Here is a 16,850-nt window from a genome sequence, read left to right as displayed (position 1 = left end):
GTCCTATGGTCGAGTCATCACGCCGTCGGTACCGCCGGCCGCCATGCCGCCAGGTCGAAACCCGGTGCCCGCACCTCCGCCGGCGTCAGCACCTGACCGCGTTCGAACAGCCTGCGCGCCCGCATCGAATGCCGAGGTCTGCCCACGGATTCGAATCGTGCCAGCCTGCCTCCGGCGAAGCAGAAAGCAGCGAAATCCTGGGCGAGCGGATCGCCCTGCACGATCACCTCGTCAACGTGCGGCTCCGACCCGACGATGTCGAGGCGGTGCTTGCCGTACGCGCTCCAAAACCACGGAATCGCCGAATACTCCGCCGGCCCGCCGCACAGCCTGGCGGCCACGCAACTGCCCTGGCTCAGCGCGTTGGCGATCGATTCCGTCCGCACCCTCGCACCGGAAGCGTCCGGATACGACGCGCTGTCCCCGATCGCCGACACGTTCGGGTCGCTGGTCACGAGATGTTCGTCGACCTCGATCCCGGCACCCGTTTTCAGTCCCGCGGCCACGGCCAGTGAGGTGTCCGGCACTACGCCTACGCACACCAGCGCAAGCCGCGTTTCGACGACGCGGCCGTCGGACAGTTCCACTCCGGACAGCTTGCCGTCGCTCTCCCGGAACCGGGCCACTCCCGAGCCGTAGGAGAACCGGATTCCCTCGCTCCGCAGGAAGCCTTCGACTGCCTGCGCCGTGGCTGGGCTCACTTTGCCGCCGAGCGGGCCGTCCGCCGCTTCGACCACCTCCACCGAGACTCCGAGCCCGGCGGCCACACTCGCCACTTCGAGACCGAGGACGCCTGCCCCGACGATCACGATCCGGTCCGTCTCGGCTAGCCTCCCACGCAGCTCCTCGGCCTCCGCGACAGTGCGCAGCTGGACGACGCCGTCGATCGGACGGGAACTGACGCTGCGGTTCCGCGCCCCGGTCGCCAGCACGAGGTGGCCGTAGCGAACCTCCCCCGCAGCGGTGGACACCACCCGGGCGGCCCGGTCGATCCCCCAGGCCCGTACCCCGAACCATGCTTCCGCGCCGGCATCGCGGAAGTGCTCCGCCGTTGCGTGCACGATCGATCCCGCGTCTTCGCTGCCGTCAAGAAATCCTTTCGACAGCGGCGGCCGGTGGTAGCTCGGTCCAGGCTCCTCGCCGAGCACGCAGACCGTGCCGGAGAAGCCCCGCCCGGCGAGGCCCAGCGCGGTCGCCGTCCCGGCCTCGCCGGCGCCTACGATCACGACGTCGTAATCGCGCACCGCGCTCAGTCCTCGACCGAGAACGCGTTGGTGGGACACAGCCGGGCCGCCGTCTCCACCTTCGCCCGCAGCCTGGCTTCCGGGTGTTCGTCGAGGAGGACGACCAGACCGGTGTCGTCGTCCTGGTCGAAGACCTCCGCGGCCGCGTGGACGCATTGCCCCGCGCCGATGCACTTGTCGATGTCGACGTTGACTCGCATGTCTTCGTTCCTTCTCTGCTTGTTCGCGTCCGGCTACCGCACGTCGAGGTAGTCCGACGTGCGGCTGATCTCCTCGCGGTCGGCCATCGTTATGAGTTCTCTCGCCATCGACGAGGTCGAACCTTCCGCAGCGAGACACCCCAGGGCCCGCTGCATCGCGGCGATCGCCGCCCGCTGCACGTCGTTCGGGACGATCACGACCGGAAAGCCGAGCGCGACCAGTTCCTCCGCGCTCAACGGCGGCGCGGACTCGCTGCCGATCATGCTGACCACTTTCGGAGCCGCGACCGCCTCAGCGACCCGCTCCAGCTGCTCCCGCGTCGAGAGCGCTTCGACATAGACGAGATCGGCCCCGGCCGCGGCGTAGGCGTTCGCCCGCTCGATCGCGCGGTCGAGCCCCTCCACGTCGGTCGCGTCGGTGCGCCCGATCACCAGGAAGTCCGGGTCGCGCACCGCGTCCCGGGCGGCTCGGACCTTCAGGCACATCTCGTCGACGCTGATCAGCTTGATCCCCGGCAGCACACCGCACCGCCGTGGTGTGTCCTGGTCCTCGATGTGGAACGCGGCGAGGCCGAGCCGGGCGAATTCCCGTGCGGTGCGGCGGATGCTGGCCGGTCCGCCGAATCCGGTCTCGCCGTCGGCGACCACCGCGAGCGGGGCCGCGTCCGCGATCTTCGCCAGCCGGTCGAGCACCTCGGTCAAGGTGAGCAGCCCGATGTCCGGGACGCCGGCCGACCGGGAGATCGCTCCGCCGCTGGCGTACACAGCGCGGAATCCCGCCATTTCCGCGAGGCGCGCCGACAGCCCGTCGTACACTCCCGGAAGCAGCACCGGCCCGGCCGACCCGGCCGCCGGGATCCAATCCCTGTTCACGACACGCCCCTTCCGCTCTCGTCCTGCGCGGCCGCCATGCCGAGGAAGTAGCCTTCGGCCCCGATCGTCGACACCACCTCGAGCACCGCGAGCAGTTGTTCGCGCGTCGCGCCCAGCTTGATCGCGTTCCGCACATGCACCCGGGTCCCGGGTCCGTAGAGGTGGGCCACTGAGCTGTCGACCGCGACGAGCAGCAGCTCACGGGTCAGCGGGTCGAGTTCGCCGATCTCCCACGGGCTGCCCGACAATCGCATGTAGGCGGCGAAATACCCGGGCAGGTGCTTCGCGAGCGCTTCCCGTTGGTTGGTCCAATATCCTCGCCGGGCAACGAAATCTGCCTTGATTCGAGCGGATTCGCCCGGCATCTCCGGTTCCTCGGCGGGAATCCCTGCTGCTTCCAGCTCCTCGAGCACGATCGGCAACGCCAACCCGAAAGTGTGCACTCCCAGCGGTGCGATCGTGGCCAGAGCATCGGCTACTTCGCCCAGGGTGGCACCCGCTTCGAGTGCTCGGGACACCTGGGCGCGGATGCCGGGCTCGTGCAAACTGCAAGCGGACGCGAACGCGGCGAGCGCTATCAGCTCCACCGCCTTCGCGGACAGACAGCCGCTGGCGCGACGAGCGTCCCGGAAATCCACGACCGCTCGACGCAGCTCCGGCGCGGAGTCGGCGATCCGGCCGGGCAACCGTTCCGCGGCGGTCACCGGGCACCCGGCCAGGCGTGCCATTCGGAGACCGCCCTGCCCATGATCCATTCGAGATCCGTGGCGGACAGCCAATCGAGCTGTTCAGTGAACATCGTGACCGCTTCCCGGTACGTGCATGGCAGTCTGGTCAGATCCGTGCCCCAGAACACCCGGCGAGCGCCATAGGCGTCGACGACCGCTTTGAGGTACGGATGGAGATTGCGGTACGGGTACCGCTCGGTGGAGTACTCGGGCAGCCCGGAAGCCTTCACCGCCACGTTGGGGTGCCCGGCCAGCTCCAGCAACGCGTCGAGGTGGCCGAAGGCGCGGTCGTCGCGGTTCCATTCCTCGTGTCCGACTCCGAGATGGTCGACCGTCAGCTTCAGCCGCGGGTGTGCCGCGGCGATCGGCCCGAAGAGCGGAAGGACCGACGGGGCGGGATAGACCATGAGCGGGATGCCAGCCTCCTCGGCGGCGCTCCACAGCCAGTCGGCGGTGCCGTCGGAAAGCCAGGCCTTCTGCTGCGGGATGAAGAACGTGAACCGGAGCCCGATCGCGCCGGGGGTTTCCGCCCAGGAAGCCAATTTCGCGGGCGTGGCCGAGTCGTCGAGCCGCATCCGCCCCATCACCGCGAACCGGTCCGGGTAGCGTCGGGCCGCGTCCAGGGACAGGTCGTTGCGGTCGCCTTCGAACGCGGGCGGGACCAGGATCGCGCGGTCGACGCCCGCGGCCCGCATCCGATCGAGCAAGTGCTCGGCCGACAGCGCGTCCTGTGCCCACGGCGGGACGAACCGGCCGGAAGGCCATTCGCGTCCGGGGCGGCTGAGTTCCCAGATGTGCACTTGCGAGTCGGTGATGATCATCGGCCCTGCCTGTCAGTCGTACCAGATGGTGCGGCCGCCGTCGCTGACGACGACCTGTCCGGTCATGTACGCGGATTCGGGGCCTAGCAGGAACAGAACCGGTCCGACCATGTCGGATCCGGTGCCCGCGCGGCCGAGCGGAGTGAAGGCGACGGCTTTCTCGACGAACTCCGACGCTGCGGCATCGGAACCCGTCATGTCCGCCTGCATTTTTCCGAGGTGCATTCCCGGTGCGACGCAATTGACCCGCACTTGCCACTCTGCGGCTTCAGCCGCGAGCGTCTTCGTCAAACCGACGATGCCCGCCTTCGACACCGCGTAGATGTGACTGTGGTAGTTGCGCCGGGCCATCAACCCGTTCGTCGAACTGATGTTGACAATGCTCCCCCGGCCGAGCGCCTTCATCCGGCGGGCGCCCTCGCGGCAAGACCAGAACGATCCCGCGAGGTTGACGCCGAGCACCCGGTCCCAGTCGGCGGGCTTCGTGTCGAGGAAGCTCTCCGTGCCGCCGGTGATCCCGGCGAAGTTGACCAGCATCGACAACGGGCCGAACTCGGCGTCGACTCTTTCGAAGCCCTGGACGAGGGAATCCACGTCCGAGATGTCGACCTCGACGCCGGCGAACGAGCCCGGCGTTCCGGCACCCGGATCGCCGAGCACCGCCAGCGAGCCCGCCCGGTCGAACCCGGCGACACGCACCCCGCGCGCCAGCAGGGCGCGGACGACCTCGCTGCCCATCGATCCGCCGGCACCGGTTACGACCGCGACCTGCCCGACCCATTCGTCGACGGCGCCTTGCGTCATCTTCGACCTCTTTCCACCGCACAATTCCGGCCCGGGCACCGCCCGCGCTCATCTGACTGACTTTAAACAGCACAACATCGGGATCGCAATAGTCAGACAGATGTCAACCTTGCCAACGATCCCGCCGGCACTCCCGGTGCGGAGCGCATGCGAAGTACGGCCCTCGCACCGCGCGCCCCGAACCACCGACCCGGTTCTGATTGCCAACTGTCATTGCCTCACAATGAAAACTGCCCGCGCATCTCCAGCGGCCGTCCGGATCGCCCGCCGCACCGCGGGTCGCGACGCCGGGTCAGCCGCCCAACGGGGTGCCCAGCACCAGTCCGTATGCCCGCCGGTCAACCCGGCCGGACAGGTCGATCGTGATCGACTTTGCCTGGGTGAACTCGTCGAGCGCGTCCGGGCCCAACTCCCGGCCGACCCCGCTCTGCTTGTAGCCGCCGAAAGGCACGTGCTCCGAGATGTTGTGCCAGTCGTTGATCCACACCGACCCGGCTTCCAGCCGCTCCGCCACCTCCAGCGCCCTCTGGTTGTCCTGGCTCCACACCCCGGCGGACAGGCCGTACTCGGTGTCGTTGGCGATCTCGACCGCCTCGTCCACCGAGTCGTAAGCCAGCACCGACAGCACCGGGCCGAAGATTTCCTCGCGTGCGACACACATATCGTTGCGCACGTTGGTGAAAACCGTCGGTTCGACCCAGTAGCCCTTCTCGAAACCAGGTCCGCTCGGCGCACCGCCGCCGCAGGCGAGAGTCGCGCCCTCTGCCCTGCCGCGTTCGATGTAGCGCAGGACGCGTTCCCGCTGCCGCGCGCTCATCACCGGTCCGATGTCGGTAGCGGGGTCGAGCGGGTCCCCGACCTTCAGTGTCTTCAGCCGGCCCACGAGCCGCTGGACGAATTCGTCGTGCAGCGCTGAAGGGAGCAGCAAGCGGGTACCCGATTCGCAGCCCTGCCCGGCGTGCAGCAGGAATGCGTATGCGGCGCCGTCGACTGCTGCGTCGAGGTCAGCGTCGTCGAGCACGATGTTCGGGCCTTTGCCGCCCAGTTCCAGGGTCAGTTGCTTGAGACCGGCCGCCGCGTCGCGCATGACCTGGCGCCCCGTCTGCGTGGACCCGGTGAACGACACCCGGCGGACATCCGGATGGGCCACCAGGTACGCGCCGATCGTGGGACCGTCTCCGACCACCACGTTGCACACGCCGTCCGGCAGCCCCGACTCGCGCAGGATCGCCGCCAGCTCCAGCGCTCCGGTCGGAGTCTTCTCGTCGGTCTTCAGCACCACGCTGTTGCCCGCCGCGAGCGCGGGAAGCGCCTTCCACACCGCCAGGACAAGCGGGAAATTCCACGGCACGATCCCGCCGCAGACGCCGATCGGCTCCCGGCGGACCAATTGGGCGTTAAGCACCTGCCCGGTGACCGGGCCCGGCCGCTCCCACGCGTAGCGACGGGTCAGTTCGGCGAAGTTCCGCATGTGCGTCAAGGGAAACCCGACGCAGATCGCCTCCGAGAGCCGCAGCGGAAACCCGCATTCCCTGCTGCCGAGTTCGGCCAGCTCGGCCGCCCGGCTCTCGAGCAAGGCGGCCGCCCGGTCGATGACGGCGGCGCGATCGACCGGTGCGGTATTCCGCCAAGCGCCGGCGGAATACGCTTCATTCGCCGCCGCGACCGCTGCGTCGACATGCGAGGTGTCCGCCTTCGCGGCGGTCGCGATCACCTCTTCGGTCGCCGGGTTGACCACCTCGTACTTTTCCTCGGAGTCCACCCATGCGCCTCCGATGAACATGCGGTAGTGCGGAAGCCCGTCGCGGTCGACGGCGGCCCGCTCGTTCGAGGACATCGCAAATCAGCTCCCTGGGTGCGCGGTGTCAGTGCGTCGCGACGATCCGCTCCGCGGTGCGGAACGCGAGCGCCTGGATGGTGCCGGTCGGGTTGTAGCCGCTGACGGTCGGGAAAGACCCGCCGCCGACGGCGTAGAGGCCCGGTACTTCATGGGTCTGCTGGTCGGGATCGACCACCGAGGTCCGCGGGTCTTCCCCCATGACGTGCCCGCCGTGGTCGTGGGTGGTGATGTGCGCGGATTCCATGCTGAGCCCCCAGACCTCCGTCGCGCCCATGCGGCCGACGATCTCTTTCAGCTTCGGCACGATCAGCCGTTTCCACGCCAGTTCGTGGCCAGTCCAGTCGTGCGTCATCCGCAGCGCGGGCTCGCCCCACGGGTCGCGCATCCGCGGGTCGAGATCGAGATAGTTGGCCGCCATCGGGAACTGGACGCCGGACGCCCAGACGCCGAACACCCGGCGGTACCCCTCGGTCAACCACTTCTTGAAGTCCGGGCCGTGCCGATGCCTTCCGGGCGGGATCATTCCGGCGACCTCGATCGGCTGCAGGTCGCCGTTGAACAGCAGCAGCGGCCCGCCCCACACCACCCCGGTGCCGGTCCAGTCCCGGTTCAGCCCGTTGTAGTCGTCCAGCGCTCCGCCCGCAGCGGACGGCCCCATGAAGGAATGCGTTTCCCCCGGCATGAGCCCGCCGACCCAGTCGATCTTGTGCGTGTAGTAGTTCTTGCCGGTCTGCCCGTTGGCGTTCACCCCCGAAGCCAGCAGGAGTCTGACGTTCTCCAGCGAGTAAGCTGCCAGGATCACCATCGGCGCACGCACTTGCGCGGTTTCGCCGGAGCCGAGGTCGACTCCCGCGACGCCGGACGCCCGCCCGTCCGGGCCGCGCAGCACGCGTTGCACCCTGAACCCGGTCGCGATTTCGAGATTCCCCGTCCGCAGCGCGTCCGGGATCAGCGCGACGTGCGTCGACGACTTCGCGCCGACGTGACAGAGGTAGTCCCGGCAGAAGCCGCAATAGGTGCACGCCTGCCGATTCCCGGAGGGTCGGGAGATGATCGCCGCGGCGGTCGGGTAGACGTGGTACCCCAGCTCCCCGCCGGCTTTCTTGAACGTGTCGTACAACGCGCTCGGCCGCAACGGCGGAAACGGGAACTCCGCGCGGCGTGGCGACTCGAACAGGTTGCCCCGGCCGTCCAGCTCCCCGCCGACGTTCCCTGCCTTGCCGGACACGCCGATCTCGTGCTCGACCCGGTCGTAAAAGGGCTCCAGTTCGGCGTAGCCGACCGGCCAGTCCCGGATGTCCGATCCCTCGGGCAGCGCGTCCGCGCCGTACCTGTCCACGATCTCGGTCCGCATCCTGAAGTCCGGCGCGTTCTGGCGATAGTGCCAAGCCGCGTAGTGCCAGGAGCCGCCGCCGAGGCCGGTTGAGGGAGGCACGGTGAACGGATTGACGATCGGACCGGTCGCCCACGGCGCCACCACCGCGTCAGTGTCCGCGTCCGGCCGCCAGGTGATCGGGTCGGACCGCATGCCCGGCGAGTGTTCCGCCCGGGATTCCCACACCAGTTCGTCGAACTTCGTCCAGGCGTCGGCGTGCCCGAACGCGCCGCCCTTGTCGATCCCGAGCACCGACATCCCGGCCCTGGCGAGCTCGCGGGCCAGAATCCCGCCCGACGCGCCGAGGCCGACGATGATCGCGTCGTAGTTCTTCTTCGTGCCGCGTGCCATCGAAGACCTTCCCGTTGCTCGATCAGTAACCGGTGAAAAAGCGTCCGGGTTCGTTCCGGTGCATCTCGGCCATGTCCGCGAGGACGAGCGGCGTGATGTCCGCAGCCGACTTCCCGTACGTCTGCTGTGCCGCGGTGTAACCGTGCTGGGCGCCAGGAAATCCGACCGCGCGCCAGCCGGCCAGGTCTCGATTGCCGCCGTATTCCGGATCGCACAGGTAGCCCTGGACCGTATGGCCCCAGATGACGCCGAAGAACGACTTCGCCCATTCCTCCGAGACGTCGCCCAGCGTTCCCGATTCGAGCTGCGTCAGCACCGCCGACCGCTCGTCCTCGGCGCACTCGGCGTACCGGGCGGAGTAGGTCCGGACGCAGTAGCGGTCAATGCCCTGCAGAGCCGCCAGATACAGGTCCAGCCAACGGTTTTCCGCGCCCGCGAGTTCCGTCGCGATGAACTCCGGCACCCCCGCCTGGCGAGCGCCGGGGACACCGTCGTCTTCCGGGATGATGTCTGAGGCGACGGCCTCGAGCACCGCCAGGCGATCGGCGTCCAGCGCCGCGGCTGAGCCTTCGGCCGACTGGCCGGTTTGTGCTGTCGCTCCCATCGGATGTCCTGCCTTTCCGCCGCCGGGCCCGTCCGGCGAACCGCCGGACCTCGCCCGATCTGCTTGCTGTTTCGTTCGCGCCGAGCGTTCAGTTCGGCGGATTCGCTGTCGCTGCCGAGTCCGACCGCGGTGCCGTCACGTCGCTCGCGATCGAGGAGCCGGCCGTCTCCGGGACGAAGAAGCAGGCGACGATGGTCACGACGGCGGCGCCGATCAGGATGAACGCCGGTGCTGTCGCGCCGAAAGACGCCGTGAGCGCGGTCGCCAGATACGGTGCGGGACCGCCGAAAAGCGCGCCGCCGATGTTGTAACCGATGGAGGCGCCGCTGTTGCGGACCCGAGTCGGGAACAGTTCGGTCATCATGACCGACACCGGGCCCACCAGCGTAGCCAGGAGACAGCCCATGAGCACGTCGACGAGCACCGCGGGAAGCACCGCGCCCGGGCTCAGCAGCGCGAACATCGGGTAGGACATGACAGCGAACCCGCCGCACCCCGCGAACAGGACCGGCTTGCGCCCCCACCGGTCGCACAGCCGGCCGAAGACCGGGGTCAGCACGGCCGCAAGGAACACGGTCAGCACCGTCGAGAATGTGGCCGTCGCGCCGGAAAGCCGGAGCACCTGTTTTTGATAGGTCACCAGGTACGCCGTCACCACGTACTGGGCCGCGAACAGCATGCACACCAGCCCGATGGTCTGCAAGACGACCCAATAGTTCTTCCGCACGATCTCGCGCACCGGCCGGTCCGAGACCTCGTCCGCAGTTTCTAGCCGCGCGAAGTCCGGGCTGTCGTTGAGGCGCATCCGGATGTACAGCCCCACCAGGCCGAGCGGGCCCGCGACGAGGAACGGGAACCGCCATCCCCAAGCTGTCATCGCCGCCGGGGACAGCGAGAACTGGAGGAAGAACGTCACGAGCGCGGCGCAGGCGATCGCCGCCAAACCCGAAGCCAGAGTGAAACTCACTCGGTAGCCGCGCCGGTCCGGCTCGGCGAATTCCGCGACGAAGGTGTTTGCGCCGCCGATTTCCCCGCCCGCGGAGAAACCCTGGACCAGCCGGAGCGCGACGAGCGCGAAAGTCACCCACGCACCGGCGGCCTCCCGCATCGGCAGCAGGCCGACGAGGAACGTCGACAACGACATCGCAGTGATGACGATGACCAGGATCCGCTTCCGGCCGATCCGGTCGCCCAATGAGCCGAAGTAGAAAGCACCGAGCGGCCGCACGACGAAGGCCGCTCCGAAGACCGCGAACAGCGACAGCAGGCTGCTCGTCGAATCGTGCGAGGGGAAGAAAACCACCGACAGATTGGTGGCGAGCAGGCCATAGAGCGCGAAGTCGAACCATTCTACGAAACTGCCGACTGCCGCCGCTCTCGTGGCTTGTCGCACTTCCGCGCTTCGCACTGCCCGCTTTCCGTCGGGCGAAATTCCGGACATGACACGTACACCTTTCGTTGCTGAAAAGCCGGAGGCGTGCGCAGAAGAAACGACCCGACCGACGGCCGAGCTGCACACCTCTTCCCGAGTCACCCCCTGCCGCGGTTCCCCAGGAACACGGCCAGCCCCCTGCCCAGAAAAGGATCCGATCAGTGCGTCGCGGGCACTGGCTTCTCGAGCTTGCGCACGCCGGTGATCTCGCGGTACTCCGCGGGCGTCGCGACCTCGCGGCCCAATGCCTCGACGATCGTCTTCGCTTGTAAAAATGCTTCGAGATTGGAGGCGAGCTTCTCCTGCTTGTGCGGGTACTTCCAGACGGTGTCCTCCATGCCGACCCGGATGTGCAGGCCGAGCAGCGCGGCCGCGGTCGCGAGGAACACCGAAGCCCGGCCTGCCGCGCAGACGAGGATCTTCGCTTCCGGGTCGACGTCCTTGATCAAGTTCACGAACCGCATCAGCCCCTCGATCATCTGCTTCGGGTTCTCCATCGGGCTCGAACCCGGGATGGACGGCAGCACGCACCACAGCTGGCCAGGCCCGAGCAGTCCGCTGCGAAACAGGAAGCGCTCGGCGTTGTTCACGTCGGCGTCGGTGTACACGGCGACGATCGGCGCGGCGCCGGATTCCAGGATCAACCGCGTCTTCTCGAACATCAGCGGCACCGGCTTCGCGAAGATCGCGTCGCCGTTGAACACCGCGGTGGTGTTGATCGGCACGCCGTCGAGCACGCGCGCGTCAAGACAGCGCTTCATCTCGTCCCATTCCCCCTCCAGCGCGGTGACGAGGCAGCCGTCCACGGCGAGGTCCGCGAATTCTGCCTGCAGCGGATTCACCACGGCCTCGAAACGACTCTTGTCGAGGGTGTTGTAGCCGTTGTCGCCGCGCACGTGCAGGTGGATCGCGCTCGCGCCGGCCTGCGCGCATTCGCGGGCCGACCGGTAGATCTCGTCGGTGGTGATCGGCTGGTTCGGGTTCGCGTTCTTCGTGTAGAAGGCACCGGTGATCGCGGGCTGGACGATGATCTTGTCCGGGACGTCCCAGGCGGGCTGGATCGTGCCGTCGAAGAACCGCGAGTGCTCCGGGTCGATGATCTCCGGGAAACCGTAGGGTTTCCAGATCATCCGGCCGCCGGTGCGGTCGAAACTCTCGCGCACGCGGTCCCAGCGGACGGTGTTGTCGTTCAGGCCCATGATCAGACTCCTGCGGGGGTTTCGGCGGCGAGGCGTTCGGTCATCGGCTTGCCCGAGTACTCGCCGTCCTGGATGTAGCGCAGCGGACGCTGCTGGTCGATTTCTTCGATGACGTGCGCCATCAGGCCGGGCAGCACGGACAGCACGGCGAACGCGACGGTCTGGTTCGCCGTCCAGCCGAGGTCCGAACCGACCGCGGCGAGGGCGCCGTCGATGTTGATCGGGATGCCGGTGCGCCCGGTCTGCCGGACGAACGCGGCGTGGATCGCCTGGAACTGCTTGACCGCTTCGCCCGCCAGCCCGAGTTCCTCGGCGAGCGAGAAGAGGATGTCGGCGCGGAAGTCGCTGGTCTTGTGCACCGGGTGCCCGAAGCCAGGCAGCCGTTTGCGGGCGGCCACGTACTCGGCGACGACGCGCTCCGCACCGTCCTCAATGGACCCGTTGTTGCCGCGCAGTTCCCGGGCGTGTTCGAGCAGATGGCAGGAGTGCTCCGGGGAGAGCGTGTTGCTGCCCGCGGCGAGCACGCCGCCCGCCACCGCAGGGATGAACTGGGGGTTGCCCGAGGCGATGTAGCGCGCGGCGGTGATCGTCGAGGCGACGAAACCGTGGTCCAGCAGGCTGTTCAGGATCGCATCCACCAGACGGCGCTCCGCTGGGGTAGGGACACGGCCGGTGATGGACAGGAACGCGCCGTCGGCGTAAGTCGCGTTCTCCATGACGTCGCGAAGCGAGTACCCGCGAAGGTTGACCTCTCCTTCGACGACCTCGCTGACCTCGGTGGTGAAGTACATGTCAGTCGTTCCTCTCTCCGGCAGTGCGGAGTCCGCCGGCAGTCATGCCCGCAACGCCCCGTTCGCGTCGATGCGGGTGCGAAGCAGGGCCAGTTCCTCCGGCGTCGGGCCTTCGGTCGTCGGCACGGTTTCCGGCACCAGGATTTCGAAGCCGGTCTTCTCGACCACCTCGTCCTTGGTGACACCCGGGTGCACCGATTTCAGCCGTGCCGAACGGGTTTCCTCATCGAAATCGAACACGCACAACGGCGTCACGATGGATGCCGGGCCGTCGTTGGGCAGGCCGAGCTCGGCGCGCAGGTTGGGCTCGCCTCGGCCGTAGCCGAGCGCGGACACGAAGTCCACCCGGTCCACCAGCACGCGCGGGTTGTGCGACGTGGTCACCAGATGCCAGTGTCCGTTTTGGACAGTGGCGTTGCAGGTGCCGATCGCGCCCGGGCCGCGGAACTTGAGCTGCTTGTGGTCCGAACCGATGCCGATCAGATTCGAGTTGCCGTACCGGTCGATCTGGATGCCGCCGCAGAAGAACACGCCGTTAGCGCGGTGGCGCTGGTTGTTGAGCAGCTGGTCGTGCTGGTAGTACGCCTCCGCCCAGCGCATCGCGCCGACGTCGGTGATGAATTCGAATTCCTCGATCACCGGGGTCTCTCGCACGTAGGCCTTGGTCATCGCGATCATCACGGTCATGTCCGGGCCGTGGTGCAGATGCGCGAGCAGGGCTCCGGCGCGGGGAACCGGCAGGTTCGCCCCGACCTCGACCCACTGCCCGTCGCGCAGGTCGTGCGCGATGGCGGCGGCCATCACTTCCTTAGGTGTTGCCGAGTCGGTCATGTCGTCCTCAGAACTCGTCGAGGGAAAGAAGTTTGCGGATGCCGATGCGCTCGAGGTACTCGGCGTGGTCTCGCGGCCCGAGCACGAACTCGTCCAGGTAGAGGTCGAGCTGCGTGCGGTCGCCGGTCTTGAGCCAGTCGTTCGCCGCGGCCAGGTATTCGTTGATGTGCTCGGCGTCGGGAATGTAGTAGCCGTCAGCCGAGTACGGATGCGCGCCGAACTGCGCGCGCACGATCCCGGTCGCACCGGGGATGCTGGTGCGCAGCGGGTCGGCCCGGATGTGCTCTGGCGAAACCACTTTCTCCACCGACACGAACGTCTTCTCCGCCGCGGCGTACATCGCGACGTCGCCGTAGCGGGTGCCGTTGTGCTGCACGTTGCCGTAGACGTCGCTCACCGCGGCGTGCAGGAAGCACACGTCGATGTCGATCGCCGGGACCGCGATGAGCAGCTTGTCGCTGACCGGGTCGCGGAACTCCTTGAGCTGCGGGTTGACCTTCGGGAAATCGGTGCCCACCCCGGCCCGCCACGGGTTGAACGGCACGCGCTGCGCCGACGCCCGGAGGCCGGCGTAGAAGTGCGCTTCGTCCAGCTCGAACACGTCGATGGCGCCGTCCTGCGCGGACTTGCGGAACGCGGGCCCGATCCCGGCGAAGCCCTCCGCGCCGACGTACGGCGTCACCACCCGGTCCGCGACCCCGGCGGCGATCAGGAGGTCCGTTTCCAGCCCCGCCGACGCGGCTCCGACCACCCGCAGATTGCGCCTGCCGTCCTTGATCAGCTGCCGCACGAGCGCCATCGGGTGCCCGGAGTTGATGAACCCGCCGATGGCGACCGTCATCCCGTCTTCGACGTGGGCCGCAGCGGCTTCGGCCTCGACGATCCGCGAGGTGCGCGTGGCCGTCACCGGGGCACCTCCCATTCCGCCTTGCCCGACACCCGGTAGTCGCTGCGGTACCAGCGCGGATGCCCGTGGATGACCTGTCCGCCGTCGATCGGGACGCCAGCTCCGGTGATGAAGCCCGCGGTCCTCTCCGCCGACAGGAACAGCACCAGCTCCGCGATGTCGTCCGGGACGCCGAGGCGGCCGACCGGCGTGTCGCTCAGCAGGAACGCGCGGTGCTCCTTGCCCTGCTCACCGTTGAGCATCGGACCGGTCATGCCGGTCTCGACCACGCCCGGCTCCACCGCGTTCACGCGGATCCGGTGGTTGCCCAGCTCGGAGGCGAGCCCGGTCGCGAGCATCCGCAGCGCCGCCTTCGTCACGCAGTAGGCACCGAGCAGGTCCGAGTACTGCGTCGCGCCGGAGGAGGCGTTGATGACGATCGAACCGCCCTTCCCGGCGGCGATCATCGCGTTGGCGACCTCGCGAGTCACGAAATAGGTGCCGTTGAGATTCACGTCGACGTGGCGGTGCCACTCTTTTAGAGGCTGGTCGGTCAGCTCGCCGAACTTGCCGTACCCGGCGTTGGCGAACAGCGCCGTGATCGGGCCGAGCGTCGAGACGACCTCGGCCAGTCCCGCGCGCACTGCCTCGTAGTCAGTCTGGTCGACCCCCGCCGCGTGCACCCGCGCGCCTTCCGCAGCGCACTTCTCCGCCGTCTCCGTCAGCAGATCCGGCCGCCGGTCGAAGACGGCGACGTCGTATCCGCGGCGGGCGAACCCCGCAGCGGTCGCTTGCCCGATGTCCCCCGCGGCACCGGTCACCAGTGCCACGGGACGTTCTCGCTCGCTCATTGTGCGGTGTACCCTCCATCGAAATTGAGCACGGCACCGGTCATGAACCGGGACGCGTCGGACGCCAGGAAAACCACGGGCGGACCGATCTCGGCCGGATCCGCCACGCGCCGCTGCGGAACCTTGCGCAGCAGCGCGGCGGTCGCCGCTTCGTCGGCGAGCACCTCGCCGGGCATGTCGGTGGCGAAATAGCCGGGGGCCAACGCGTTCACCCGGACATCCAGGCGCGCGAGGTCGAGCGCCGCGGCTCTCGTCAACCCCTCGACTCCGGCTTTGCTCGCGGTGTACGCGGATTGCCCGCGCACCCCCACGGCCCCGGCCAATGACGAAATGTTCACCACCGAAGCGGACCGGCCGGTGACGCGATGCCGGACGAACGCCTGGGTGGCGGCGAACGCGCCGCGCAGGTTCACGTCGACGATCCGGTCCCAGTCCTCGTCGGACACTTCGGGCAGCTCTGCCTGATGCGCCTGCCCGGCATTGTTGACCAACACGCCCAACGGCCCGTGTTCCTTCGCGATGTCCGCGAAAACCTCCCGGACCGCAGCTCGATCCGCGACGTCGAGCACCCGGGAATCGCCGGAGATCTCCTTAGCCACAATGGACAGATGCTCGGCGCGCCGTCCCGTCACGACGACCATCGCGCCCGCGTCCGCGAGCGCACGGGCAGCCGCCGCGCCCAGCCCCGCTGAACCCCCGGTCACCACCACCACCCGTCCGTCGAGCCGGAAGGAGTCCAGCGCGTTCACAGCCGGATCCCCATCGAACGGGCGATCACGATCTTCTGGATCTCGCTGGTGCCGCCGCCGATTTCGAGGTACTTGCAGTCGCGGTAGTGCCGCGAGACCGGGTACTCGTCGCTGAACCCGTAGCCGCCGAAGATCTGCACTGCCTCGCGGGTCGCCGAGACGTACGCCCGGGTCGCGACCAGCTTCGCCATCGCGGCGACGTCGGCAGCCGTCGGGTCGCCCTCGTCGACGAGGTCCGCCGCGCGCAGGGTCAGCGCCGACGCGGACTCGATCGCCACGCGCATCTCCACCAGCTTGTCGGCGATGAACTGGTGCCCGGCAATAGGTTTCCCGAACGCCGTGCGCACCTGCGCGTAGTCCAGACAGCGCTCGAGCACGTCCCGCAAGGCCCCGACGCTGAGTGCCGCCAGCAGCATCCGTTCCTTGGCCAGCCCCGGCGTCACGCCGCCCCAGCCGCCGTCGACCGGCCCCAGCACAGCCGACGCGGGAATCCGTGCGCCGGAGAAGAACACCTCGCACAGATCGATCCCCTTGAGTCCCATTTTGTCGATCTTGCGCACCTCGACGCCCTTAGCTGCCGGGTCGATCAGCAGCAGTGTGATGCCGTCGTGCTTGGGGCCCTCGTTCGACGTCCGGACCGCGGTGATGATCACGTCTGACACGGCCGCGCCGGTGATGAACACCTTCGAGCCGTTGACCACGAAATCGTCGCCGTCGCGGACGGCGGAAGTTCGCACCGCCGCGGCGTCCGAACCGGACGCCGGCTCGGTCAGCGCGAAGGCGACCCGGGCGCCGGCTTTGATCCGCTCGAACCATTCGGCCTTCTGCTGCGGCGTGCCGAGCCGGTGGAAAGCCTCCGCACCGAGCACCCACATCGAGAAGTACGCCTGCCCGATCACCAGGTTGTGCCGCGCCAGCGTTTCGTGCACCAGCACCAGATCCCGTGCACCGGCCCCGCTTTCCGGCAGCGGCAGCGTCGCCCAGCCAGCCTCGGCCAGCGCGTCCATCACCTCGTGCGGGTAGCGGGCCTCGCGGTCGAGCCGCGCGGAGTACTCGTCGGTGACGATCTTCCCGCACAGCTGGTCGATCGCCTCGACCATCGCCTGCCGGTCTTCGCCCTGCAACGCCATCGTCGCCCGGCCTTCCTGTCCCGTTGTGCCTGCCGCAGAGACTCTGCCCAACTGTCCGACAATTGTCAATCCGGCTAATAATGGTCCGTTCGTGGGATGGGCCGAACCTCGCACGTCCACCGGTTTCGCGGACACAAAGAG

At 68.3% G+C, this 16,850-nt stretch carries 17 protein-coding genes; all 17 read right to left on the bottom strand.

Going from position 1 to position 16,850, the window contains the following annotated elements; translation table 11 throughout:
• Window positions 1–17: 17 nt before the first annotated feature.
• Window positions 18–1,244, bottom strand: a complete 1,227-nt coding sequence (locus FKO37_RS26230) for an FAD/NAD(P)-binding oxidoreductase (protein WP_238606142.1) — start codon at window positions 1,242–1,244, stop codon at window positions 18–20.
• Between the two features lie 5 nt (window positions 1,245–1,249).
• Entirely contained in the window at window positions 1,250–1,444 is a 195-nt protein-coding gene (locus FKO37_RS26225; RefSeq protein ID WP_238606141.1) for a ferredoxin, read from the bottom strand.
• Between the two features lie 33 nt (window positions 1,445–1,477).
• Complete coding sequence (locus FKO37_RS26220) at window positions 1,478–2,317, bottom strand: oxaloacetate decarboxylase (protein WP_238606140.1); 840 nt, start codon at window positions 2,315–2,317, stop codon at window positions 1,478–1,480.
• Window positions 2,314–3,021, bottom strand: coding sequence for a carboxymuconolactone decarboxylase family protein (locus FKO37_RS26215; RefSeq protein ID WP_238606139.1), 708 nt, complete (start codon window positions 3,019–3,021; stop codon window positions 2,314–2,316). The genes FKO37_RS26220 and FKO37_RS26215 overlap by 4 nt, the downstream gene beginning before the upstream one ends.
• Complete coding sequence (locus FKO37_RS26210; RefSeq protein WP_238606138.1) at window positions 3,018–3,866, bottom strand: amidohydrolase; 849 nt, start codon at window positions 3,864–3,866, stop codon at window positions 3,018–3,020. The genes FKO37_RS26215 and FKO37_RS26210 overlap by 4 nt, the downstream gene beginning before the upstream one ends.
• Window positions 3,867–3,878: 12 nt before the next feature.
• Entirely contained in the window at window positions 3,879–4,670 is a 792-nt protein-coding gene (locus tag FKO37_RS26205) for an SDR family NAD(P)-dependent oxidoreductase (protein ID WP_238606137.1), read from the bottom strand.
• 292 nt (window positions 4,671–4,962) lie between these two features.
• Window positions 4,963–6,507, bottom strand: a complete 1,545-nt coding sequence (locus FKO37_RS26200; protein WP_238606136.1) for an aldehyde dehydrogenase — start codon at window positions 6,505–6,507, stop codon at window positions 4,963–4,965.
• A 28-nt stretch (window positions 6,508–6,535) separates the two neighbouring features.
• Window positions 6,536–8,236, bottom strand: a complete 1,701-nt coding sequence (locus FKO37_RS26195; RefSeq protein WP_238606135.1) for a GMC family oxidoreductase — start codon at window positions 8,234–8,236, stop codon at window positions 6,536–6,538.
• 22 nt (window positions 8,237–8,258) lie between these two features.
• The gene (locus FKO37_RS26190; protein WP_238606134.1) at window positions 8,259–8,840 is read right to left on the bottom strand and encodes a gluconate 2-dehydrogenase subunit 3 family protein; all 582 of its coding nucleotides are present in this window, start codon (window positions 8,838–8,840) and stop codon (window positions 8,259–8,261) included.
• A gap of 88 nt (window positions 8,841–8,928) precedes the next feature.
• Window positions 8,929–10,281: an MFS transporter gene (locus tag FKO37_RS26185; RefSeq protein WP_238606133.1), complete on the bottom strand. Its 1,353-nt coding sequence runs from the start codon at window positions 10,279–10,281 to the stop codon at window positions 8,929–8,931.
• Between the two features lie 149 nt (window positions 10,282–10,430).
• On the bottom strand, window positions 10,431–11,471 hold the full coding sequence (locus tag FKO37_RS26180; protein ID WP_238606132.1) for a 3-keto-5-aminohexanoate cleavage protein: 1,041 nt from the start codon (window positions 11,469–11,471) through the stop codon (window positions 10,431–10,433).
• 2 nt (window positions 11,472–11,473) lie between these two features.
• On the bottom strand, window positions 11,474–12,262 hold the full coding sequence (locus FKO37_RS26175) for a citryl-CoA lyase (protein ID WP_238606131.1): 789 nt from the start codon (window positions 12,260–12,262) through the stop codon (window positions 11,474–11,476).
• Between the two features lie 42 nt (window positions 12,263–12,304).
• On the bottom strand, window positions 12,305–13,093 hold the full coding sequence (locus FKO37_RS26170) for a CoA-transferase (RefSeq protein WP_238606130.1): 789 nt from the start codon (window positions 13,091–13,093) through the stop codon (window positions 12,305–12,307).
• 7 nt (window positions 13,094–13,100) lie between these two features.
• Window positions 13,101–14,000: a CoA transferase subunit A gene (locus tag FKO37_RS26165; protein WP_238606129.1), complete on the bottom strand. Its 900-nt coding sequence runs from the start codon at window positions 13,998–14,000 to the stop codon at window positions 13,101–13,103.
• On the bottom strand, window positions 13,997–14,830 hold the full coding sequence (locus tag FKO37_RS26160) for an SDR family NAD(P)-dependent oxidoreductase (RefSeq protein WP_238606128.1): 834 nt from the start codon (window positions 14,828–14,830) through the stop codon (window positions 13,997–13,999). The genes FKO37_RS26165 and FKO37_RS26160 overlap by 4 nt, the downstream gene beginning before the upstream one ends.
• Entirely contained in the window at window positions 14,827–15,579 is a 753-nt protein-coding gene (locus FKO37_RS26155) for an SDR family NAD(P)-dependent oxidoreductase (protein WP_238606127.1), read from the bottom strand. The genes FKO37_RS26160 and FKO37_RS26155 overlap by 4 nt, the downstream gene beginning before the upstream one ends.
• The gene (locus tag FKO37_RS26150) at window positions 15,576–16,709 is read right to left on the bottom strand and encodes an acyl-CoA dehydrogenase family protein (RefSeq protein WP_238606126.1); all 1,134 of its coding nucleotides are present in this window, start codon (window positions 16,707–16,709) and stop codon (window positions 15,576–15,578) included. The genes FKO37_RS26155 and FKO37_RS26150 overlap by 4 nt, the downstream gene beginning before the upstream one ends.
• Window positions 16,710–16,850 lie beyond the last annotated feature (141 nt).

This window comes from Amycolatopsis sp. Poz14 (genome assembly GCF_006704225.1).
Lineage (GTDB): Bacteria > Actinomycetota > Actinomycetes > Mycobacteriales > Pseudonocardiaceae > Amycolatopsis > Amycolatopsis nivea.
The sequence above is the reverse complement of the archived record's forward strand: the minus strand, read 5'-3'. Positions and strand labels throughout refer to the sequence as shown.